General features: G+C 45.8%; 17 protein-coding genes and 1 pseudogene. 5 read left to right on the top strand and 13 right to left on the bottom strand.

Features of this window, described 5'->3' with window-relative positions:
* The 3 genes from JBF11_RS05305 to JBF11_RS05295 are packed head-to-tail and all read left to right on the top strand — an operon-like array spanning position 1 to position 5,820.
* Entirely contained in the window at positions 1 to 1,503 is a 1,503-nt protein-coding gene (locus JBF11_RS05305; protein WP_334314466.1) for an efflux transporter outer membrane subunit, read from the top strand.
* Positions 1,493 to 2,695, top strand: a complete 1,203-nt coding sequence (locus JBF11_RS05300) for an efflux RND transporter periplasmic adaptor subunit (RefSeq protein WP_334314465.1) — start codon at positions 1,493 to 1,495, stop codon at positions 2,693 to 2,695. The genes JBF11_RS05305 and JBF11_RS05300 overlap by 11 nt, the downstream gene beginning before the upstream one ends.
* 2 nt (positions 2,696 to 2,697) lie before the next feature.
* Positions 2,698 to 5,820 (top strand): efflux RND transporter permease subunit, encoded by a 3,123-nt coding sequence (locus tag JBF11_RS05295; RefSeq protein ID WP_334314464.1) that lies wholly within the window; start codon positions 2,698 to 2,700, stop codon positions 5,818 to 5,820.
* A 488-nt stretch (positions 5,821 to 6,308) separates the two neighbouring features.
* Here the strand turns inward: JBF11_RS05295 and nifJ are convergent, their stop codons facing one another.
* Positions 6,309 to 9,839, bottom strand: coding sequence for a pyruvate:ferredoxin (flavodoxin) oxidoreductase (gene nifJ / locus JBF11_RS05290; RefSeq protein WP_334314463.1), 3,531 nt, complete (start codon positions 9,837 to 9,839; stop codon positions 6,309 to 6,311).
* A gap of 353 nt (positions 9,840 to 10,192) precedes the next feature.
* Here nifJ and JBF11_RS05285 point away from each other — a divergent pair.
* A pseudogene (locus JBF11_RS05285) lies at positions 10,193 to 10,519 on the top strand (hypothetical protein); the annotation flags it as partial.
* 460 nt (positions 10,520 to 10,979) lie between these two features.
* Here JBF11_RS05285 and JBF11_RS05280 read toward each other — a convergent pair.
* The 12 genes from JBF11_RS05280 to JBF11_RS05225 form a co-directional block, all read right to left on the bottom strand.
* Positions 10,980 to 11,714, bottom strand: a complete 735-nt coding sequence (locus JBF11_RS05280) for a tRNA threonylcarbamoyladenosine biosynthesis protein TsaB (RefSeq protein WP_334314462.1) — start codon at positions 11,712 to 11,714, stop codon at positions 10,980 to 10,982.
* Between the two features lie 5 nt (positions 11,715 to 11,719).
* A complete protein-coding gene (gene rseP, locus JBF11_RS05275) occupies positions 11,720 to 12,814 on the bottom strand; it encodes an RIP metalloprotease RseP (RefSeq protein WP_334314461.1) in 1,095 nt (364 codons plus the stop codon).
* 21 nt (positions 12,815 to 12,835) lie between these two features.
* Positions 12,836 to 14,059, bottom strand: coding sequence for a 1-deoxy-D-xylulose-5-phosphate reductoisomerase (gene dxr, locus JBF11_RS05270; RefSeq protein WP_334314460.1), 1,224 nt, complete (start codon positions 14,057 to 14,059; stop codon positions 12,836 to 12,838).
* A 2-nt stretch (positions 14,060 to 14,061) separates the two neighbouring features.
* Complete coding sequence (locus JBF11_RS05265; RefSeq protein ID WP_334314459.1) at positions 14,062 to 14,880, bottom strand: phosphatidate cytidylyltransferase; 819 nt, start codon at positions 14,878 to 14,880, stop codon at positions 14,062 to 14,064.
* 9 nt (positions 14,881 to 14,889) lie between these two features.
* Entirely contained in the window at positions 14,890 to 15,669 is a 780-nt protein-coding gene (uppS, locus tag JBF11_RS05260; protein ID WP_334314458.1) for a polyprenyl diphosphate synthase, read from the bottom strand.
* 45 nt (positions 15,670 to 15,714) lie between these two features.
* Entirely contained in the window at positions 15,715 to 16,275 is a 561-nt protein-coding gene (gene frr / locus JBF11_RS05255) for a ribosome recycling factor (protein ID WP_334316316.1), read from the bottom strand.
* Positions 16,276 to 16,282: 7 nt separating this feature from the next.
* On the bottom strand, positions 16,283 to 16,999 hold the full coding sequence (gene pyrH / locus JBF11_RS05250) for a UMP kinase (RefSeq protein ID WP_334314457.1): 717 nt from the start codon (positions 16,997 to 16,999) through the stop codon (positions 16,283 to 16,285).
* Positions 16,996 to 17,826, bottom strand: a complete 831-nt coding sequence (locus JBF11_RS05245) for a glycosyltransferase family 2 protein (protein WP_334314456.1) — start codon at positions 17,824 to 17,826, stop codon at positions 16,996 to 16,998. Before JBF11_RS05245 ends, pyrH begins: the two co-directional genes overlap by 4 nt.
* An 84-nt stretch (positions 17,827 to 17,910) precedes the next feature.
* Positions 17,911 to 18,768, bottom strand: coding sequence for a translation elongation factor Ts (gene tsf, locus JBF11_RS05240; protein WP_334314455.1), 858 nt, complete (start codon positions 18,766 to 18,768; stop codon positions 17,911 to 17,913).
* A gap of 81 nt (positions 18,769 to 18,849) precedes the next feature.
* Positions 18,850 to 19,629: a 30S ribosomal protein S2 gene (gene rpsB / locus JBF11_RS05235; protein WP_334314454.1), complete on the bottom strand. Its 780-nt coding sequence runs from the start codon at positions 19,627 to 19,629 to the stop codon at positions 18,850 to 18,852.
* A gap of 204 nt (positions 19,630 to 19,833) precedes the next feature.
* Entirely contained in the window at positions 19,834 to 20,754 is a 921-nt protein-coding gene (locus tag JBF11_RS05230; protein WP_334314453.1) for a DUF3089 domain-containing protein, read from the bottom strand.
* Positions 20,755 to 20,765: 11 nt separating this feature from the next.
* Positions 20,766 to 22,073 carry a M24 family metallopeptidase gene (locus JBF11_RS05225; RefSeq protein ID WP_334314452.1) on the bottom strand — a complete coding sequence of 436 codons (1,308 nt, stop codon included), beginning with the start codon at positions 22,071 to 22,073 and terminating at the stop codon, positions 20,766 to 20,768.
* 147 nt (positions 22,074 to 22,220) lie between these two features.
* Between JBF11_RS05225 and JBF11_RS05220 the strand changes: the two genes are divergently transcribed.
* The gene (locus tag JBF11_RS05220) at positions 22,221 to 22,634 is read left to right on the top strand and encodes a CoA-binding protein (protein ID WP_334314451.1); all 414 of its coding nucleotides are present in this window, start codon (positions 22,221 to 22,223) and stop codon (positions 22,632 to 22,634) included.
* Positions 22,635 to 22,636 lie beyond the last annotated feature (2 nt).

Below are 22,636 nucleotides of genomic sequence, written 5' to 3'. Positions count from 1 at the left end.
ATGTTGAAAGAAAAACATACGCTGCGTATATTATATAGATTTTTTTGCCTCTTTTTTCTTCTTTTTTTCTGTTCCGCCTGTCAAGGTTCCGGATTGCGGTCCGAATTGCAGGAAGAACTTCTTTCTTCGCCCATGCTCGGGGAATATTTTTATGCGGAATTGGAACCGTATAAGAAAGAAGTGGGCGAAGTTTACAACCATAAAAATAAACTGTGGTGGGATACTTTTGCCAGCGCTGATTTAAATACATTGGAACAAACGGCGTTAAAAGAAAATTATGATATTTTGACGGCATATTCACGTATGAAACAATATGCTGCCGAGGCGCATATCGCCGAAAGCGAATTTTTTCCTTTGATAACTGTCGGAGCGTCAGGAACAAGCGCCCATGCGGAACGAAAAAGCGGTTCTTCCGAGCGGACGGTTTCTGAAACTACTGAAAAATATGGACTGAATGCGTCCGCATCCTATGAGCTGGATTTGTGGGGGCGTGTGCGCTCTGCGTATTCCGCCGATAACATGCGGTTTTATGCGAGCAGGGACGATTGGCAAACGGCAGCGATGACCATTACGGCGAATATTGCAAGCGCGTGGGTGGAATTATTGGGAAATCAAGCGGAAACAGACATTGTCAAAGAGCAGATCAGGGTTAATGAAAGTCTTGTCAAATTGCAGAAAGTGCGGTTTTCCAATTCCTTGGTGAGCAGTCTTGATGTGTTGCAGCAAGAAGAAGTGCTCGCTTCCTCGAAGGCGGAGCTTCCCGATTTGCTGCAAGCGAATTTGGAATTGAAAAATACGCTTTGCATTTTACTTGGAAAAATTCCCGGAAATGCATTGAATATTGACGAGCACGCCCCTCTGCCGGATGTTTTGGCTATTCCGGATGTGGGAATACCTGTCGAATTGCTTCAATACAGACCGGATATCCGTTCCGCGTGGGCAAACGTGCAGGCAAAACATTTTGATTTGAAAGAAGCGCAGGCCAACCGTCTGCCAAAGCTCAACCTGTCTGTTTCGCATGTTTTCAATGCGGGCAGTCTTTCACTTTTGCTTGAAAACTGGACCAATGAGCTTATGGGGAGTTTGAGTTATACGCTTTTCGACGCCGGGGCGAAGAAGCATCAGGTTGAAAAAATGAGGGCCATGGCGGAAGAAGCGGTCACCGCCTATATAAAAACCGTGGCGGAAGCTGTGGCGGAAGTGAACAATGCCATAGCACAGGAATATTCCCAGCAGGAAAAACTCCGGCTTTTGGAACAGCAGTACGTTATGGCGAAAAGTGCGACACGCGGAGCGTTGAATTCTTATTTGGAAGGCTCGGAAGATGTCATGCGTTTTCTCACCCTTTTGCAAAGCACGCAGGATTTGGAACGGACTATTGCGAAACAGCGGGTCAATGTGGTTCAAGTGCGGATTAATCTCTATCGTGCCTTAGGCAATATGTATTTTCCTGAAGAGCAGGTTTTTGTTTTAGCCCAAAAGGAAGCGGTTGATGAAAAATAGAAGGACGATTTTCATTGTTATCGGAATATTTTTAGCAATGTTTGCCGTTTCATGGTTTTTTATGGCGACAAAACCCGTGAGCATGCGGAAACGGGCTGAAACGACACGGTTCGCCGTGAATGTTCTGGAAGTTTCCGTCGGGGAGGCTCCCGTGCAAATCAGGGCATTGGGCACGATAAGACCGTATCAGGAAACAAATATCAATGCGCGGGTGAGTTCGCAGGTCGTTTTTTTGTCAGAAAATTCCGATATCGGCGCTATTGTGAAAAAAGATGAAGTGTTGGTTAAGCTTGACGCGGATACCTATGTGAACACATTGCGATTGAAAAAAAGTGATTTGGCGAAGGCGAAGGCGGCTTACGAACTTGAAATGGGGCAGCAAAGCGTTGCGAAAGCGGAAGCGGAACAGTTGAAACAGCTTTCTTCCTCATTTATCGGGGAGGTCATCATTTCCGATTTGGCTTTGCGCGCGCCGCAGCTTGCTCAGGCGAAAGCCGATGTGGAAGCGGCGGAAGCAGCCGTGAAAATGGCACAGCTTGATGTGGATTATACGACAATCAAAGCGCCTTATAATTCCATGGTTACGGAACGCAATGTTTCCGTGGGAAGTCTTACCAATACCCAAGACAATTTGATGACCCTGGTAGGCATTGACGAATACAGAATTGAAGCGGCTGTTGCCATTGATAAGTTGACAAGCCTCAATCTTAAAAAAAATGCCAATTCGAAAGTGCAGATCACCACGTCCACGGGAGTTGTGCGGGAGGGGCGCATTATCCGCCATGTGGCGAGTCTTGATTCCGCCACGCGCATGGGGCGTATCTTAATCAGCATTCCCGATCCGCTGGGTATAAAAAACAATGCTCCAGCCCTTATTTTGGGCGACCATGCGGAAGTTGTTTTTAAAGCGGGAACGCTTGAAAATTCCGTTATCGTGCCCCGCAGGGCTTTGCAGCCTAACGACAGCGTTTTCGTGGCTATGCCCGTGACGCAAAATAAGGACGACGGAAGCGATGAGGACGGCGTGCAGTATGTTCTTGATATTCGGGAAGTCGATATCGCATGGAAAGATTTGGACAACGTCTATATCCGCAGCGGGTTGGAAAATTCCGAATATGTCATCACATCCGTTATTCCTACCGCCATCCAAGGCATGCCTTTAACCATCAGCAATATTGTTAAAAATTCGTGACCATGCAAGCTCATAACGAAAATATCAATAAGGGACCGCTTTCCTGGATGGCGAGAAACCCCGTGGCAGCCAATATTTTGATGGTTGTCCTGCTTGTTGGCGGTTTTCTTATTTCCACGCGCATAACGAAAGATGTTTTTCCTTCCTTTACCGTCGGCGCTATCACCATCAGCGTGAGCTATCCGGGGGCTACACCGGAAGAAATTGAAAAAAGCATTGTCAATGTCATTGAAGATTCCCTTGAAAGCGTTGACGGAATAAAAGAAACCGCGGTGAAAATCAGTCCGGGAACAACGCAGCTGACCCTTACTTTGCATGATTACGTGGATGAAAACAAAGTCTTGCAGGATGTGAAAGCGGAAATAGACAGGATTTCCACTTTTCCGAAAGAATCGGAACGCCCCGTTATCGCTTTGCGGCTTCGGCACGTCGAGGTTTTAAACGTGCTTTTATACGGGAATAAGGATTATCAGATTTTACGGTATTGGGCTGATATTATCAAAGATGATTTGTCACAATCCCCTCTTATCGCCAATGTCGAAGTCGAGGGGACGAAGGAATTTGAAATCCATGTGGAAGTTCCGCAGGATAATCTGCGTAAGTATGGCTTGAAATTAGAGGATATAGCGACAGTTATCGGTGATATGTCCATCGAGCTTGGCGGGGGGACGCTGAAAACCCGCGCGGGCGATATTTTGCTCAATGTTGATGAACGCCGTGATTACGCCGCTGAATTTGCGGATATTGTCGTGCGTACCAATGAAGACGGCAGCCGCCTTATGCTGGAAGATATCGCGACTATTTCGGAGGGGGTGGAAGATGTCACCCGCTGGTCCGAGTTTAATGGGGAAGATACGCTTTTTTTGGCCATTTATAAGAATGAAAGCAACGACCCCGTGACAGTCGCCAATGCCGCTTTAAAAATCATCAATTATTACAATGAAATTTTGCCGGGTGATATTCGGCTGGAAGTGCGGAATAATTTGTCCGATATTTATAAAGACCGTGCGGAAACCCTTATCAACAACGCTGTTGCGGGTGTGTTGCTTGTTTTTGTCTGTTTGGCTGTTTTTTTGCGTCCGTCTTTGGCGTTATGGGTGAGTTTGGGAATACCGACTTCTATCTTGGGCGGTTTTTGGTTTTTTATCCCTTTTGATTTGACAATCAACGTCATCACCATGTTTGCTTTCATTGTGACGCTCGGAATTGTCGTTGACGATGCCATTGTCGTGGGTGAAAATATCAGCTCATGGCAGGACAGGGGGAAACCGGCGATAGAAGCGGCTGTCTGCGGTATCCGCGAAGTTGCGATTCCTGTTGTTTTCAGTGTTCTTACCAATATGCTGACTTTTCTGCCTATTCTTTTTGTCCCCGGAATGATGGGCAAAATTTGGGCGGGTTTGCCGCTTATCGTCATTGCCGTGTTCAGCTGTTCCTTGTTGGAATCCTTATTTGTGCTTCCCGCCCACCTTTCACATCAAAAGAAAGTTCTTGTTGAAGAAAACGCGGTGTATTCCTGGTGGAAAGAACCCATTAAGTTCATTTGTCAGAAGCAAGATATTTTTAATAAGGCGTTTTTGTATTTTGTGGAATACCGTTACGGCGCGTTTATCAATTATGTCATAAAAAACCGTTATGTCACGGTTGCAATAGGCATTGCCTTGCTTTTTTGCAGCATCAGCTATGCTCTTTCCGGACGGCTGGGCTTTGACCTCATGCCGCGGGCGGAATCGGATTACGCTTTTGCGGAAGCGACTATGCCGGCAGGCGCTCCGCAGCATGAAATAGACAGGATTAAAAATCATCTTGTCGATGCCGCAAAGGAAATTATTGCGGAAAATGGCGAGGAAAAGCTTTCCAAAGGCGTTTATGCCCGTATCAGCGAGGATTCCATTCAAATCCGCGCTTTTTTAACCGATGCCAATACAAGACCAATCACAACGGAAGAATTTACGAATTTATGGCGTGAAAAAGTGGGGGTTATTCCCGGCGTGGAAACGCTCAGCATGCTTTCCGACCGCGGAGGTCCCGGATCGGGCAAGGGGCTGACCGTGTTTTTATCCCATAGGGATACGGATGTTTTGAATTTGGCGGCAGCCGATCTTGCTTATTTTTTGCAGGAATTTCCTGAAGTAGGGGATATTGATGCGGGAATTTCCAATACAAGGCGGCAGTTTGACTTAAAACTTCTTCCCTTGGCAGGGCAGCTCGGCTTCACTTCCCGTGACATAGCTTCCCAAGTGCGCGCTGCCTATGAGGGGGTTATCGCTTTGCGTCAGCAGCGCGGAACAAATGAAATAACCGTGCGTGTCCGTTTGCCGGAAAATGAAACACAGCTTGCGTATTTTGAAGATTTGGTTTTGCGTTCCCCCTCCGGGCAGGAAGTGCTGTTGCGCGATATTGTGCAGGTCATCGATACCATGGCGGAGGCGAAGATTATTCATGATAACGGGCGGAAAAGTATTCAGGTGACGGCGAATATCAATCCGTCTTCCGCAACAAGCATGCTCATGCGCAGCGTGCAGGCGAATATTTTGCCTGAACTCATGGTGCGTTACCCCGGACTTCATTGGCGTTTCGGCGGGCGTCAGCAGGATATGCAGGAAAGCACGAATACCATGATTTACGGGTTGCTGTTTTCTTTGCTCGGCATTTATGCCCTGCTTGCCATTCCGTTTAAAAGTTATACGCAGCCTTTTATCATCATGGTTTCCATTCCTTTTGGCATTGTGGGCTCAATTCTCGGACACATGCTTTTGGGACACAGCCTCAGCGTCATCAGTATTTTCGGTATGGTGGCATTGACCGGGGTCGTTGTGAACGATTCGCTCGTGCTTATCGATTTTGCAAATATCCGCAGGCTTGGCGGGCAGGATTGCTATACCGCCGTAAGGCAGGCAGCCATTCAGCGTTTCAGACCGATTTTGTTGACAACGCTCACAACGTTCATGGGGCTCATGCCCATGATGTTTGAAACCTCGAAAGAGGCTGTCATGATGGTGCCTATGGCTATTTCTCTTGGTTTCGGGGTTTTGTTTGCGACGTTCATTACCCTTGTCATCGTGCCTTCTTTTTACGTTATTTTGGAAGATATGCATGATGCAATACGGGGGCTTTGGAAATAGCCGTTTTGTTTGGAGCCGTTGCGGGGATTTTATTCAGATATTGTTTATTGATTTGAAATCATTATAAAAAAAGCGGGATTTTTCCCGCTTTTTTTATGTTCTTTTTTAATAAGATTTGTAAAAGCCGCAAAATCATCACCGGAGCGTTTTTTTCGTATTTGTTTTCGCGCGGAATTATTTTGTTTGGGAAAAATTCCGGTTATTTTCTCCTTGGCTTACTTTCTGTGTTTTTTTGTATTCTTTTTTCTTTCGCTTCCTGTGTTTTTTAATAAATCCGTTGTGCTTGTTACGGCAGTTTTTGGATTGTTCCCGCAGCGTTTTTTCTATTGCCGCATTGGCAAATTTTTGCGGTCAATTACAGGAAACACACGTTGCACCATTATGTTTTGAGAGGGAAAAAATAAGGATTATCATATGGTGAATTTATTATGACATAAAAAAAGCCTGACATGTTGTCAGGCTTTTCAAGTTTTATTTAGGGAACAATATTATTCTTTGCCTGCCATTTTTTTGAGTTGGGCATAGCGTTCATTGTATTGTTCAATGAGGGTTGTACGGTATTGTTTTGCAAGTTCGGGCTTTGCGCTTTCAAGTTGTGCGAAGCGGTTTTCGCCGAGCATGAATTCTTCCATCGTGCCGTCAGGTTCTTTGCTGTCAAGGCTGAATGGCTGTTCAAGCTCAGGGTTGAAGCGGTAAAGAGGCCAGTAACCGGATTTTACGGCAAGTTTCGCTTCTTCCATGCTCTTGCCCATGCCTTTGCGGATACCTTGGTTGATACATGGCGCATAAGCGACAATGAGAGAAGGACCGTGGTACGCTTCCGCTTCTTTGAATGCTTTGAGCACTTGGTTCATATCGGCACCCATGCTTACATACGCGACATAAACATAGCCGTAGCTCATCATCATTCTGCCGATGTCTTTCTTGCGTATAGGCTTACCGCTTGCGGCAAATTGCGCGATAGAACCGAGAGGGGTAGCTTTGGAAGCCTGACCGCCGGTATTGGAGTAAACTTCCGTATCCATGATAAGGATATTGATGTCAGCGCCTGATGCGAGAACATGGTCTACGCCGCCGAAGCCGATATCATAGCCCCAACCGTCACCGCCGAAGATCCAGAAAGATTTTTTCGTGAAAAGGTCGCTCATGTGGGCTATTTCATGGAGAACGCAGCCGCAATTTTCAGAGCAGGAGCCTTGAGCGAAAATAAGGTCCATGACAGCTTCGCCGCATTCTTTTGATTTAATGCCGTCGCCTCTGTTATCAAGCCAATTCTGAATGGCTTCTTTGAGTTCTTCGGAAATATCTTCTTGGAGCGCTTGTTCGCAAAGGGAAACAAGTTTGTTCACGCGTGCCGTATAGGCGTCGTGCATGCCAAGACCATATTCTGCCGCGTCTTCAAACAAGGAGTTGCCCCAAGCGGGACCGTGACCGTCTTTATTGGTCGTATACGGATTTACCGGAGAAGAAGCACCCCAAATGGAGCTGCAGCCTGTTGCGTTGGCAACAACCATGCGTTCACCGAAGAGTTGGGTCAAAAGTTTCACATAAGGGGTTTCGCCGCAGCCGGCACAAGCACCGGAAAATTCAAGAAGCGGTTGTTGGAATTGTGAACCTTTGAGGGTGAAACGGTCCATGGCGTCAGTTTTTTGTTCAACATTTTCAAGGGCGAAAGCAAGGTTGGCATTTTCCTGGTCCTGCAGTTCGGCAAGAGGCTTCATGACAAGAGCTTTTTCCTTGGCTGGGCAAACGTTGGCGCAGGAACCGCAGCCTTGGCAGTCCATCGAATAAACTTGCATGCGGAATTTCAAGCCTTCCAAGCCTTTACCGATTGCGTTGACGCTTTCAAAACTTTCAGGGGCGCCTGCGAGTTCTTCTTCTGTCGCAAGGATAGGACGGATGGAAGCATGAGGACATACAAGAGAACATTGGTTGCATTGAATGCAGTTTGCGGAAATCCAATGCGGAATGGCAATGGCGACACCGCGTTTTTCGCAAGCCGTCGTGCCGAGAGGAACAACGCCGTCAGGGCTGAATGCGGAAACGGGAAGTTTATCGCCTTGCTGTGCGAGGATAGGACGGACAACGTCGCGGATATACGGATCTTGATCGTTGTAAATGCTTGGAGTGTCTTCGGCATTCGCCCAAGAATCAGGATATTGTATTTCAACAAGAGCATCGATAGCTTTATCCACAGCCGCAATGTTCATGTTAACAACTTTTTCGCCTTTTTTGCCGTAAGTTTTGCGGATGGAGTCCTTCAAGAGGCTGATAGCTTCTTCAAAAGGAAGAACATTGGCAAGTTTGAAATAAGCGGTTTGTGTCACCATGTTGATACGTCCGCCAAGACCGACTTCCTGCGCAACTTTCACGGCGTCGACATTATAGAATTTGAGTTTCTTTTGCGCGATAATTCTCTTCATTTGACCCGGAAGTTCTTTTTCAAGTTCTTTAACGGTATTCCATGCGGAGTTCAAAAGGAAAGTTCCGCCTTCTTTAATGCCTTCGAGAACATCATATAAATGCACATAGGCGGATTTATGGCAAGCGACGAAATCGGCACGGGTGACAAGATATGAGGATTTGATCGGTTTTTTGCCGAAACGCAGGTGGGAAACGGTGAAACCGCCGGATTTTTTGGAGTCGTAAGCAAAATATGCTTGAGCGAACATATCGGTATTGTCACCGATAATTTTAATGGCCTGCTTGTTCGCACCGACTGTGCCGTCAGAACCGAGACCGAAGAATTTGCATTGGACTGTGCCTTCCGCAACGGTATCGATTTCATGACCGACTTCCAGGGAAAGGAAGGTCACATCGTCTTTGATGCCCACTGTGAAGTGGTTTTTAGGTCCGCTTACGAGCATATTGTCAAATACGGCGAGAGCCATGGCGGGAGTAAAGTCTTTTGAACCAAGACCGTAGCGTCCGGCGATGATTTTAGGGAATACGCGGATAGCTTCGCCTTTTTCAACAAATGCGGAGCAAATATCCTGATAGAGCGCTTCTCCCAAAGAGCCGGGTTCTTTTGAACGGTCGAGAACGGTAATGGTTTGAACCGTTGCGGGAAGAACTTGGAAAAGGTGGTCAACGCTGAACGGACGGTACAAATGAACTTTGATAAGACCGACTCTTTGACCGCCGTTATTCAGGTAGTCGATAACTTCTTCGATAACATCACAGGCGGAACCCATTGCGACAATGACTCTGTCCGCTTCCGGATCTCCGTAATAGTCAAACGGTTTGTATTTGCGTCCGGTGATTGATTCGACCCGTTCCATAGCGTCGACGACAATGCTTGGAATTTGGTTGTAGAACGGATTGGAGCTTTCCCTGTTTTGGAAATACGTATCCGGATTTTGCGCGGTGCCTCTTTGATGAGGATATTCGGGGTTCATGGCGCGGTCGCGGAAAGCCTGCACATTATCCCAATTCACAACTTTTTTGATGTCGTCGTAGTCGATAACTTCAATTTTGCGGATTTCGTGGGAAGTACGGAAGCCGTCAAAGAAGTGACAGAAAGGCACGGAAGAATCAATGGCGGCAAGGTGGGCTACCAAAGCCAGGTCCATCGCTTCCTGCGGGTTATTGGAGCAAAGCATCGCAAACCCTGTTTGACGGGCGGACATGACGTCTTGGTGGTCGCCGAAAATGGAAAGGGAATGGCTTGCCAAAGCACGGGCTGCAACGTGGAATACGCCGGGCAGAAGTTCGCCGGCAATTTTATACATATTAGGAATCATCAAAAGAAGACCTTGAGATGCTGTGAACGTTGAAGTCAAAGCACCTGCGACAAGACTGCCGTGCACGGTGCCGGCTGCCCCCGCTTCTGACTGCATTTCCCGAACGTTGACAACTTGTCCCATTACGTTCTTTTTACCTTGGGCTGCCCAATCGTCCATAAGTTCACCCATAACGGAAGATGGGGTGATAGGATAAATTGCAGCGGCATCGCTAAGGGCATAGGCAACGTGGGCGGCTGCGGTGTTGCCGTCCATGGTTTTCATTTTTGCTGCCATATTTCCTCCATAAAGATAGTTTTGTATTAAATTAATATGTGCATGGAATACCAATAAGAAATACACACAAATCGAAATGCGGTTCGCATAGCTTGCTTTATTTCTCTTCTCATGAAGTGAAAACTAATGCATGCATTTGTGTGCGTTGCTTATTTGACAACAGTAACCATACTAATTTTTTTAGAAAATTTCAAGTTAAAAAATAAAAATAATTTGTTATTGATTGTCAAAAAAATGAATTCGGGAAACAAAAAATATGTATTTTTACGCTAACCCTTTGAAATACAAAACATGGCACAAGGTTTGCTATAAGAAAGGCATGCGTATGAAATTATGTTTTTGTGGAGGCTGTTATGTTTATGTTACTTGGTGGAAACGAAAAAAAATCCAAAAAAGAAATTTCTCAGGCACAAAGCGTGAAAGAGGCGAAAGAATTATTCAATATGGGACGTTTTCCCGTTGTCACGACACAACAAATTGAAAACCGCCCTATCGCAAAAGTGCTCGGCCTTGTGTGCTGCCGCGGTTTTGATTCGGAAGAGGCTTTTTTCGGAATGGCTGCCATGGCGGTGAACAAAGGCGCGCAAGGCATTATCGGATACAATGAAAACGTGGCTTTTCATCCTGACGGAAGCAAATATTTTTCTTGTTTTGGCACGGCTGTCATGTTTGAGCGAGAGGGCAGAAACGATTTGCTGAACGACCCTGCACGTATCAAAAGCGCGCTCAGCCGTATTCCGACGGCAAATCCGGTCCGTGCCAATGTGATTGATGAAATCGGCGCGGAAAAAGACACAGTCAGCTTAAGCTCTTTCGCTAAAAAAGCACAGGCTGAAGATATTGAAAAGAAAGCGGGGGAAGAACTTTCTTCCGGCGCGAAAAAACAGGTTTTCAATTCCGCCCAAATCGCGGCGCAGATGATGCAGGAAGAAGAGGAAGAATTGAAAGCAAGTTCCGTGAAATTATCCCAGCCAACAGAAGAGGACGACCCGGTTTTACAAAGAATTTTAGCCAATCAGAAACGCCAAGCGGTTTCCAGTATGCAATAAATTCATACGCTGCACAAAAACAGAAAAACGGATATTCAGAAGAGTATCCGTTTTTTATGGTTAATTTATTCGTTTCTGTTTTACGGCGTGTTCATGCTTTGAGCAGGCGTTCCAGTTCCTGACGGCTTTCTTCGGGATTTCTCCCCTGCAGTTCGGCGATATGCGGAAGATTTTGGACAGCGTCGCATTCTTTGAGATAAAGGGGGGAAATGTCTTCTTTTTGCCATTGTACGGTTTTCAAACATTGCAGCAGGCTGTTGATGCTTGGGCTGTCAAAGGAACTTGGCAAAAGGGCGCAGCCATGGTTTTTGAGTATTTCCTGGACTTTTTCCGTGCGTATGCCGCTGCCGCAGCAGAACTCGCAGGGAATACCGGACAACTGTTCAAAAGGGATGAGCCGGATTTCCTGCAGGGCTTGCGCCATACCGTTTATATATTGAAAACACTGGGAATGGACAAGCTCGCGGGTACCTGCCGTGACAATATGAATAATTTCCTCTTCTTTTGCGAAATAATTATAGGCAAGGGCTTGCATATAGTTTATGCTTGCCTGCATGCCGTTATTGGCGCGGCAAAACGCCCCCGCAATGGCGGCGGTAAGGCGTATGCCCATGAAATTTCCGGGACCGGCTGTTGCGGCGATTTTTTTTATCCGGTTCGGGTGGGTGCCGAGTTGGCGGCAGGCATGGTTGATATGGGAAAGAAGCGGGTCCGTGCCGTTTTTTTGCGGTTCGCTTTCTTCAGCATGCAAAAGAATTTCATCCTGCAAAAGAATGAATTGCAGGCGTTTTTCGGCTGCATTCAGGATAAGGGTCAATTCGTCCATTATTGTTATCTAAACCAACGCATGATATCGTTAAATGTTGCAAAAATCATAAGGGCGATGAGGAGAAGCGCTCCCAGCTGCATAAGGCGCTCCTGCAGTTTTTCCGGTACCGGGCGGCGGATAATCATTTCCACAAGACAGAAGAAAATAAGTCCGCCGTCAAGAATGGGAATGGGCAAGAGGTTTAAAAGCCCCAAGTTGACACTGATGAGGGCGGTTAAAAGAAGCAGGGAAACAATACCGTTTTCGGCTTGCTTTGCAATCATTTCTCCGATAAGAAGCGGACCGCCCACAGAATCGGCGGAAACAGAGCCTGTGACCATTTTTTTCAGTCCTGTCAGGGTAAGGACAATCATATCCCAGGACTGGGTTACGCCTTGTTTGAGGGAGGCTGCAAAACCGAGTTCTTCGGTGCGGATGGTTCCCATGGGCTGTATGCCGATAAGCCACGCAATTTCCTCTTCACCGAAAATATTCAGACGGGGCATTTTTTGGGGGTCAATGAGAACATCCATATTTTCATTATTTCTTTCAATGGTGAACTTCATGGTTTTTCCGCCGGAATTGTTGACAATGTCAGGAACTTCATTCCAGGAGGAAACGGTTTTGCCGTCAATGGCGACGATAAGGTCTTTTTCCTGCAAACCTGCTGACATGGCAGGGGAATCAGGAAGCAGAGCTCCGACTTGCGGAAGCAGTATGTTCATGCCGCTGGTGAAGGCAAGGAGCGTATAAATCGCCCAAGCCGTGAGCAAATTGGCAAAAGGTCCGGCAAAGGCGAAATACATGCGCTGCCATGCAGGTCTGTTGCTGACGGCTTCTTCTTGGGTAAAGCCTATTTCTTCCACGTCCTTGCTGTATTCGCCGACAGCGGCGACATAACCGCCGAAAGGAAACGCCGCGATTTGATAGGTTGTTTTGCCTTTTTTGACGCCCCAAATTTTGGGACCCATGCCGATGGAAAATGTGACAATGCCGACGCCTAAAGAGCGAAAAGCAAGAAAATGTCCCAGTTCATGGATAAAAATCAATCCGCCTAAAACCAGTATGATTGCGATGACGGAATCTAAATGTGAAAAAATTGAAATAATGAAATCCATAGGTCTTTACAGGGTTAAAGGTTAATGCCAGTTTTTGGCTTGTTCGCGGATATGTGCGTCGCGTTCTTCAATACTATTCAATGCCGTTTCAATGGTATGGGATAACAATGATATTTTGGGCAATTTTGAGGCATGGCAAAGCATATCATGAATGAGCTGCGGAATTTGCAAAAATTGGATGTCTTTTTGCAAAAAGCGTTCAACGGCTATTTCATTGGCGGCATTGAGTTCAATGCACAATTCTTGGACAAAAGCCTGGTATGCCAAATCCAAACAGGGGAAAAGCTCTTTGTTCGGTTTATAAAAATTAAGTCCTTGCGCCGTTAAGTCAAGACTTGCGACACTGTTATTTTTTTGGGTCAGCATGCCGGGATAGGAAAAAGCCGCGCAAATGGGCAATTTCATGTCCGGCGTCGCCAGTTGGGCTGTGATTGAGCCGTCTTGCCAGGAAACCAAAGAGTGTATGATGGATTGAGGGTGGACGACGACTTCCACCTGCTTCAAATTGACGCCGTATAAATGGCAGGCTTCAATGACTTCCAAACCTTTGTTCATGAGGCTTGCGGAATCGATTGTGATTTTTGCCCCCATTTTCCAGTTGGGGTGTTTGAGGGCGTCTTCAACGGTGACGTGTTCCAAAAATTCTTTGGATTTGCCGTGAAAAGGACCGCCCGATGCAGTAAGAATAAGGGATTTTACTGTGTCCGCCTGCGCAAGATGCGGGGCTAAGCATTGAAAAAGGGCGTAATGTTCCGAATCAACCGGAATGATGTTGGCGTTTTTCTCATGGGCGAGTTTGCGGAGGTAGCCGCCTGCAAGCACAAGGGATTCCTTATTGGCCAAAGCGACATGTTTGCCTGCGCTGACGGCGGAAACCGTCGCCGCCAGCCCTGCCGCGCCGACTTGGGCGGAAAGCACGATGTCGGTTTCCTGCAAGGAACTTATTTGTGAATAGCCCTGTTTGCCGTGTAAAATTATGGGAGCGTAACGAGGTTTGAGCAATTCCTTCAATTTCGGAATGTCTTGTTCAAATTGCAAAGCAAGGTATGGAGGCGTAAATTCATTGGCTTGTTCCGCCAATTTCTTAATGTTTTTTCCGCCTGCAAGGGCAATGACCTGAAAAAACTCCTTGCTTTCCCGGATAACCGCCAAAGCGTTCGAGCCAATCGTTCCGGTACTCCCCATAAGGGCGATTTTTTTGGGAAAAGTTGTCGGAACAGTATTGAGCGGACTGATATATTGCATGATTATAAAACACTTAAAAGAAGTGTGAAAAGTTCAAAGCCCGTAATGGTGAAAAGAAGGCTGTCCGTTCTGTCCAATACTCCGCCGTGTCCGGCAAGAAGCGTTCCGGAGTCTTTGATAGCAACGGTTCTTTTGAGGGCTGATTCGAAAAAATCGCCAAGCTGCGCCAATACGCCTAACGTGATGCCTAAGAGCAGCAAAAGAGGGAACGGGGCGGTGACAACATGCTGGCAATAGGCGAAATAGAGCAGTATCAAAATGGAAACGAGCAAACCTGCGGCACAGCCTTCAACGCTTTTTTTGGGGCTGACGGAAACCCAAATCTTATGTTTGCCGACGGCTATCCCCACAAAATAGGCAAACGTATCGGAAGCAATGGGAATGAGTAAGACAAGGAATTGCTGCATAAGGGAAAATTTGCTCATAAAGCTGAAAACAACAGGGAGATAGATGAATGAGATAAAGCCGAGTCCCGCTTTTTTCATATTGTCCCAAGCGTTTTCATGGGTGAAGCCGGCAAGGGCGGTAAACGCGCTGATGAGGGCGACGGCGCAGATATTGAAAACAAGGGGGAAGGCAGGTAAAAAATAGGAAAGGAGGAAATGGAAAACTCCAAGTCCGCAAAAAAGAATTTTAAAATGCAGTTTTTCTTTTCCGGGATAAAAAAGAGAAAGAAATTCCCATTGGGCAAGCAAAGAAACAAGGCAAATGAACGCATAAATTGCTGTTTCACCCAAATACAGGACAATCGAAAGAATTAAAACTAAAATAAGAGCTGTTCTTATCCGTGTTTTTACTGCAGAAAATTTTGATTCAGCCATAATGAATCCTTATTTGTCAATTTTTCCGAATCGGCGATTTCTGTTTTGATACGCAATAAGGGCATTTTCAAAATCCTGTTCGGAAAAATCAGGCCAAAACGTTTCTGTAAAATAAAATTCAGAATAGGCTGCTTGGAGCAGATAAAAATTGCTGAGCCGCAATTCTCCGCTTGTGCGGATAATCAAATCAGGATTTGGCAAATAGGGCAAATAGAGGTTATTGCGTAAATTTTGCTCTGTATAATGATTTTTGTCAAAAAGCGAAGTCAGATAGGAAATAACGGCTTCACTCTCATTTTTTTGAATAAGATCTTGAATTTTTTCCTTATGCTGTTCTTTGTTTAGAATTTCACCGACGCTTTGGCGGACAGCATGGAGGATTTCCTGTGTTCCGGAATAGTTGATGGCAAGCGTTAATTCCAGTTTTTTGCAATGTTTTGTTTTTTCAATGGCGTTTTCCAAAGCGTTTTGCGCTTCTTCCGGCAATTCGCTTTTGTCGCCGATCATGGAAAACCGTATGTTTTCCTCAAGCATCAGGGGGAGTTTGCTTTCAACGAATTGGCAAAACAAGTTAAAAAGATAATCAACTTCTTCTTTCGGTCTATTCCAGTTTTCCGTGGAAAAACTATATAAAGAAAGATGAGGAATTTTATGGCGTAAACATTCTTTTATAACAAGTTCAACCGTATTTGCACCTGCCAAATGCCCTTCGCTCCGGGAAAGCCCTCTTTGTTTCGCCCATCTGCCATTGCCGTCCATAATGATAGCTATGTGCTTTGGTAGTGTCATTTCCTCAAATCCTTGTAAAAAGCATGGCTAAAGAGCCATGCCTTTTTAAATTTCCATAATTTCTTTTTCTTTTGCAGCCGCTTTTTGGTCAGCTTTGGCAACATAGGAATCCGTTATTTTTTGAATGTCGTCCATGGCTTTTTTGAGTTCGTCCTCGCTGAGCACCTTATCTTTTTCAAGTTTTTTCATGCCGTCGTTAACATCGCGGCGAACATTGCGGATAGCCACTTTTGATTCTTCAGTATATTTTTTGCAGACTTTCACCAGCTCCTTGCGGCGGTCTTCGGTAAGGGGCGGAATGGAAATGCGCACGACTTTACCGTCGTTTTGCGGGTTCAGCCCAAGGTCGGAATTTAAGATTGCTTTTTCAATAAGAGCCATTGCCCCCTTATCCCAAGGCTGAATGGTCACAGTACGGCTGTCAGGGCAAGATACTGTTGACATTTGCTGAACTGGGGTAAGTGTTCCGTAATAATCGACTTTGATATTGTCAACCAAGGACGTGGAGGCGCGTCCCGTGCGGAGCTTCGCAAATTCCTTATCAAGAGCGAGAAGCGCTTTTTCCATACGTTCTTCTGCGTCAAGCATGAGTGTATCTTTATCCATATCCATATTATTCTCCTTCAACAATTGTTCCTATGTTTTCACCACAGATAACTTTTTTTATATTGCCGCCTAAAATATTGCAAACAATAATAGGCATTTTATTTTCACGGGCGAGCGTTATCGCCGTTGCGTCCATAACTTTCAGTTCCTTATCAAGGGTTTCTTTGTACGTGATGCGATTAAAGCGTACGGCGTCGCTGTGTTTTTCAGGGTCCTTATCATAAATGCCGTCAACACGCGTGGCTTTGATGATAGCTTCGCAGCGAAGTTCCATGGCGCGCAGGGCGGCAGCGGTATCAGTCGTAAAATAGGGGTTTCCCGTTCCGCCGGCACAAATGACGATACGGCTTTTTTCCAAGTGGCTGAGTCCTTTGCGGCGGATATACGGTTCGCAAAGTTCCGTTGTTTCAATAGCGGAAAGAACACGGGTGGGTTTTCCCATTTTTTCAAGGGCGTCTTGGACTGCCATGGCATTTAAAATTGTGGCGAGCATGCCCATATAGTCAGCCGTCGCCCTTTCCATTCCTTTGGCGGAAGAGGAAATGCCGCGGAAAATATTTCCGCCGCCGATAACAAGGACAAGTTCAAGCCCCATATCGGCAACATCAGCAATTTCTTTGCAAATGGCAGTCACTGTTTCGGGATTGATACCAAAGCCTTTTTCACCAGCTAAGGATTCACCGCTCAATTTCAGCATAATACGGCGATACTTTAACTTGCTCATTGTTTTTCCTTTTTTTGTTTGTTGGTTGCTAACTCTGACAGACTTTGGACAAAAGGTTTGCCCCATGTTCCTTCGTCTATGCGGATATATTTTAAAAATGTATAAAAAGCGATGTGACAGGCGTTGATAAATCCGGCTTTTCCGTCTAAAAAGCCTTTTTTGAGAGCGTACATGGCGAAAAAACGCCAAAAGGAGTGGAAAAGCGCTTTTGCAAGCCCTCCTTTTTTTCCTTCCGCCCGCATGGAATTTGCGCCGCGTGTCGCATATCCGTTGATTTTTTGCATTTGGTGCCTGAAACTTTCATAAGAATAATGAAGCAAATCGCCGTCTAAAATGCCGTGTTCCTTTGTGGGAATATAGACAGGGTGCCCGTTTTTTTGGGATATTTCGATAGCTTCCGGTTTGAAAAGACGGAACAGCCGGTCAGGATACATGCCCCCGTGGCGGAGAAACCTGTCATAGTACCATGTGAGGCGGGAAACTTGATAGGCGGAAACGGGCGAATTGTGGGCAAGGGCTTTTTGGATTTTTTCTTTGAGTTCCAAAGAGCAGATTTCGTCGCAGTCCAAGAAAAAAATCCATTCGGAGGGGGCGTTTTTTTGTATCCAGTCAATACCGAACCGGATTTGTTCCATATAGCCTTTGAACGGGTTTTCAACAAAAAACGCTTTGTGTTCCTGACAGATTTCTTTTGTTTTATCCGTGCTGAAAGAATCAATAACAACAATGTTGTCACAAAAAGCCAAAGATTGAAGACAAGAACCAATAGTCCTTTCTCCATTTAAAACAATAATCAGGGCAGTCAGTTTGGCTTTTTTTTCTACCATAAATCTTTTTTATTTATTTCACATAAAAAATAAGACAGGTTAATCCTGCCTTATTTTTTATAAAATTTCAAGCAAAAACTTGAATTATTCACCAAGAACAATGCGTTGGAAACCGATAATGGTAAATTCGGCACCGGCTTCTTTGGAAGCTTGTTTTTGGTAATCGGCGATGCTCATTTTGTCATCACGGATATAGGCTTGTTCCATGAGGCAAATTTCTTTGCAGTATTTTTTCACAGCACCGTCTGCGATTTTGTCAATAATATTGTCGGGTTTGCCTTCTTCTTTTGCTTTGTTGCGGTAAACTTCGCGTTCTCTTTCCAAAAGAGCCGGGTCGACGCTTTCGGCGCTAAGAGCGATAGGGCTTGTTGCAACAACTTGCATTGCCACGTTTTTGGCAAATTCAAGAGCGGCTGCTTCGTTGCCGGTGGTGCGGACTTCAACCAAGGCGGCAAGTTTGCCGTTTGAGTGGACATAAGCGCCGACAACGCCTTCGGAGCATTCCGCTTTGTGGGCTTTGCCGAGAAGAATGTTTTCACCGATAGCGGCAACGGCTTCACCGATAGCTTCTTTCATGGTCGTGCCTCTGAAACTGTGGCTGAGCATTTCTTCAACATCGTTTGTGAAATTGTCGAAAGCGTGTTCGACAACATCTTTGGCAAATTCAATAAATTTATCGCCGCGGGCGACAAAGTCGGTTTCGCACTTCACTTCAACGGCAACGGCTTTTTTGTTGTCACCGGAGGTTTTGAGGATGATGATGCCTTCTTCGGCGGCGCGGTCTGCACGTTTTGCAGCTTTTGCAAGACCTTTTTGACGAAGCCAGTCAACAGCTTTTTCAATATCGGCACCACTTTCTTGGAGCGCTTTTTTGCAGTCCATCATGCCTGCGCCGGTTTTTTCGCGAAGGTCTTTCACCATGGAAGCGGTAATTTGGCTCATTGTATATCTCCAATTATTGCTATACGTTGAAAAGAGTGCCGTAAAAAAGATTACGGCACTGTAAATTTGTCAGGACAAGAACTATTCAGCGGTTTCTTGTTCGGCTTTTTCAGCTTGTTCTGCTTCAGCTTCGTTTTTAGCGGCAATGGTTTCCAAGTCGACGACTTCGCCGTCTTTGCCCATTGCGGCGCCTTCAAGACAAGCGTCCGCCATTGCGCCTACAAAAAGTTTGATTGCGCGGATTGCGTCATCGTTTCCGGGGATAATGTAGTCGATGACATCAGGATCGCAGTTGGTATCGGTAATGGCGACAACGGGAATGCCGAGCTTGCGGCATTCTTTGATGGCGATGTCTTCGCGGTGAGGGTCGATAACAAAAGCAAGCTGCGGAATGCCCTGCATATTTTTAATGCCGCCCAAGGTGAGGTTGAGTTTGTCAAGTTCACGTTGGAAAGTGAGGATTTCTTTTTTTGAATAGCGGTTGATTGTGCCGTCGGCGAACATTTGTTCCAATTTCTTAAGGCGGTCAACGCTTTTTTGAATGGTGACGAAGTTGGTAAGGGTGCCGCCCATCCAGCGGTTGGTTACGTATGGCTGGCCAGCTCTTTCGGCTTCCTGCGCAACGGCTTCCTGTGCTTGGCGTTTTGTGCCGATGAAAAGAACTTTGCCGCCGTTCGCCACGGTTTCAACGATTTTGTCGTGGGCTGTGCGGAAAAGTTTTACTGTTTGCTGCAAATCGATGATATGCACACCGTTACGGGCGCCGAAGATGTAAGGACGCATTTTTGGATTCCAACGGCGGGTTTGGTGACCGAAATGCACACCGGTTTCGAGCATTTGTTTCATGCTTACATAAGCCATGATAATTCCTCCAAGGGTTTTTTTCTTCCATTTTCACCCAATGCTTTGCACCCTGATATTGCTATCTTCTTGAAATGACACAGTTATTCTTTTTGTGTGGCTTTCGGTTGTTCGGGACCCCAAGCAGCTGTGAAAATGTGTTTGGTGAATAACTGAATTTATCTAGGTTATTTTTTTTGTTTTGGCAAGTGAAAAATTTTTATTTTAATTTTTTCTGTTTTTCAGGTATGCTGAAATCCGCTCTTCGACGTTTGCCTCGATATTTTTGAAAAAGAGCGGATAATTGTAGCTGTGCAAATCTCCTTTCGGAAAATATTCCCGCGGCGGAGCTGTTTCAATATCGTAAATATCCACGATAACGGCTCCGATTTTTTTGTCTATCCAAGCGTTTGTGGCGTTTTTACGGATAAGCTGCGTTCCGTCTTCCTTTGTTTCGACAAAGCCCAAGTGTAAGGATTTGTCGGCAATTTCTTCGGTGTTTTTCCAGGAAAGCGGATTGACGCAAAGGGCGTCAGGAAAAACGGTAAAGCCTTTGACGGCGCCTTTTGCCAAGACATTGTAAGCGATGATGCAATTCAAATCTGTCGGGCTCTGGCAAAGGGGCAGTCCGATTTTTTCAAGGTCGCTGGGAACCACGCTTGCCCCGATGAGATATGCCGCCACCATGTTTTCGGGTAATTGCTTGGTATGCGCCAAATATTTAAGCAGTTCCAAAAGCACAAAAGAGCCTTGGCTGTTTCCTGCCAAGATAAGCGGTCTGTCTTTGTTCCAGTTTTCTTTAAAAAAGGAATAGGCTTGCAGAACATCTTCAAAAGGAATTTCATAATATTTTCTGATGGTCGCCAAGTCGTTTAAATGCGCCTCCATACTGACTTGCCGGTAATGGGGCTGAAAAATACGGCATGTTTTTTTATAGACGCCCGCATGGGTCATGCGGGGACGCAAGGGCAGTCTGCGTTGTTCCTCGTCGTATGTGTCGTAATATATTTCCGTTTTGCTGTGCAGAACCGTGCCGTGTACGAAAAAAACATCCGCTTCCGTTTTCGGGCTGCGCATATTGTCTTCATCAGGAAATTCCACCCAAAAATAAGGGTTCGCATAATCCGGTTTTTTAGGAATGTTCATAGGAGCCTCTTTTAAGAGATAAAAATAATTCCGTCTTGGGCGGATGTGATATTTTTTACCGTATTGTCAATAAGTTCAAACGTGTTTTCTATGCCGACCATGCCGAAGTTCGGCAGGGCGATTTTCGGTTCGCAGGCGATGATCATGGAATTTTGCAGCGGTTCTTTAAAATTTTTGGCAAGGACCGGAAATTCGTCGACAGACAGCCCGATGCCGTGCCCCAGGAAAGGCACTCTGTTTTGTTTATAACCCATGAATTGTTCTGTAAAGTTAAATTTTTCCACAAGTTTCAAGGTTTCGGACCATATTTCTTCCGGAACGGCGCCGTGTGTTAGCCGCCGCAGCACGAGCTCCTGAACGGCAAAACAGCATTCGTAGGCTTTTTTCGCTTCGTCCGGCAAATCCTGTTCCCGTCCGTAGAAATAGCATTGGGTTTTGTCCGTATGGTATCCTTCGTAATTGAACACCATGTCAACGCAAAGCGGCTCGCCCTTTTGCCAAACCTTTTCCGACCCCAGACAGGGCAAGGCAGGGTGCAGGCCTTGAAAACCCATTGCGCCGTTATAATAGGTCGGAGCGATTAAATTATCGCCGCAGGCGACATGTCCGTAAAATATTTCTTCGCCGTGCGCTGACATCCGGCATAAAAAGCCATGCTCCAATTCCGTGTAAATTTGTACGCAGTGCTTGGCTATATTTTTTTCTGACAGAATGAACGGGTCTTGTCCGTATCGTGAAGCGGGCTCCTTGCCGTATTGTTCAAGAATGGAAGGCGGACGGGGTACGGTATGGTGCAGTATGCCGTTCAGATAAAAAGGCAGGATTTTTTCCAAGGCTAGAGCCTGCCTTTTGCCGGCTTCGCGTATTTTTTCGCATTCATAGGGGCTTTTTATGCTTCTGACATATTTTATCTCATTGTCGACCGCAGCGGGGATATTTTGGGAAAACGCTTTGATTTTACTGCAAAAAAGCATTGCAAGCTGGGCGGTAAGCCCCGCTGTTTCCATTCCGTACAAAGCATTTTCCGAAAGCGCCAAGCCTAAGTCCGCACAAACGGTTTCGATTTCCGCATAAGACGTGTAGCGGTAAATATGTTCAAACGGGCATTCCTGCTTCGCTTTTTCAAATCCTTTCCGCACGAACAAAAGCGGTTCGCCGTTCATGGGAACGTATAAAACGCCGTTGGCGGGCGTTCCTGTAAAATAATAGATATTAATCCGTGAAAAAATGAAAAAACCGCTGAGCTGCGGGTGTTTTTCGCAGATACGAGTTTTTATGTTTTTCAGCCGGGCGATATGTTCGTTTTTGGGTATGTGCATTTTTGTTTGCTGCCTTTGAATGGTATTTTTTGTTTGATTATGCCAACTAGCGTTTTTTTGCAATAATCAAGCACGGGATAATTTAAAGATTGAAACTTTTTTTAATAAAGGATATGGATAAAAAGCAGATACCATGCAGGAGGAAACATGCTTTTTGATACGCAGCTGGAACGCTTGTTTAAAGAAAACTCCGTCATCGCCATTGTCGGGGCTAAAGATAAGGCAGGTTCTCCCGTGGAACATGTGGGGCGGTATTTAATAGGGCAAGGTTATGAAGTTTTGCCGGTGCACCCCGTGCGGAAAGATGTTTGGGGCTTGCCGACCTATGCTTCTTTGCAGGATTTGCCTAAAGTTCCTGATATTGTCTGTTTTTTCAGAACGTCTGAAGCTTGTCTTGAGCATGCTGAAGAAATTTTGGCTTTGCCGTGGCGTCCGAAAGTTTTTTGGATGCAGCTTGGTATTGGCAATAAGGAGGCGGGAGAACTCATGGCGAAAGAAGGGGTTGTCGTGGTTGAAGATGCGTGTATTGAAACAGAGCATAAGCGGGTTTTCGGTAACTGATC

The organism is Taurinivorans muris (assembly GCF_025232395.1).
Lineage (GTDB): Bacteria > Desulfobacterota > Desulfovibrionia > Desulfovibrionales > Desulfovibrionaceae > Taurinivorans > Taurinivorans muris.
Note: the sequence above shows the minus strand (reverse complement) of the source record. Positions and strands in the feature narration are given on the sequence as shown.

Coding starts and splice junctions, on each gene's coding strand:
- JBF11_RS05305 (WP_334314466.1), top strand. CDS start 1: ATGTTGAAAGAAAAACATACGCTGCGTATATTATATAGATTTTTTTGC.
- JBF11_RS05300 (WP_334314465.1), top strand. CDS start 1,493: ATGAAAAATAGAAGGACGATTTTCATTGTTATCGGAATATTTTTAGCA.
- JBF11_RS05295 (WP_334314464.1), top strand. CDS start 2,698: ATGCAAGCTCATAACGAAAATATCAATAAGGGACCGCTTTCCTGGATG.
- nifJ (WP_334314463.1), bottom strand. CDS start 9,839: ATGGCAGCAAAAATGAAAACCATGGACGGCAACACCGCAGCCGCCCAC.
- JBF11_RS05280 (WP_334314462.1), bottom strand. CDS start 11,714: ATGGACGAATTGACCCTTATCCTGAATGCAGCCGAAAAACGCCTGCAA.
- rseP (WP_334314461.1), bottom strand. CDS start 12,814: ATGGATTTCATTATTTCAATTTTTTCACATTTAGATTCCGTCATCGCA.
- dxr (WP_334314460.1), bottom strand. CDS start 14,059: ATGCAATATATCAGTCCGCTCAATACTGTTCCGACAACTTTTCCCAAA.
- JBF11_RS05265 (WP_334314459.1), bottom strand. CDS start 14,880: ATGGCTGAATCAAAATTTTCTGCAGTAAAAACACGGATAAGAACAGCT.
- uppS (WP_334314458.1), bottom strand. CDS start 15,669: ATGACACTACCAAAGCACATAGCTATCATTATGGACGGCAATGGCAGA.
- frr (WP_334316316.1), bottom strand. CDS start 16,275: ATGGATAAAGATACACTCATGCTTGACGCAGAAGAACGTATGGAAAAA.
- pyrH (WP_334314457.1), bottom strand. CDS start 16,999: ATGAGCAAGTTAAAGTATCGCCGTATTATGCTGAAATTGAGCGGTGAA.
- JBF11_RS05245 (WP_334314456.1), bottom strand. CDS start 17,826: ATGGTAGAAAAAAAAGCCAAACTGACTGCCCTGATTATTGTTTTAAAT.
- tsf (WP_334314455.1), bottom strand. CDS start 18,768: ATGAGCCAAATTACCGCTTCCATGGTGAAAGACCTTCGCGAAAAAACC.
- rpsB (WP_334314454.1), bottom strand. CDS start 19,629: ATGGCTTATGTAAGCATGAAACAAATGCTCGAAACCGGTGTGCATTTC.
- JBF11_RS05230 (WP_334314453.1), bottom strand. CDS start 20,754: ATGAACATTCCTAAAAAACCGGATTATGCGAACCCTTATTTTTGGGTG.
- JBF11_RS05225 (WP_334314452.1), bottom strand. CDS start 22,073: ATGCACATACCCAAAAACGAACATATCGCCCGGCTGAAAAACATAAAA.
- JBF11_RS05220 (WP_334314451.1), top strand. CDS start 22,221: ATGCTTTTTGATACGCAGCTGGAACGCTTGTTTAAAGAAAACTCCGTC.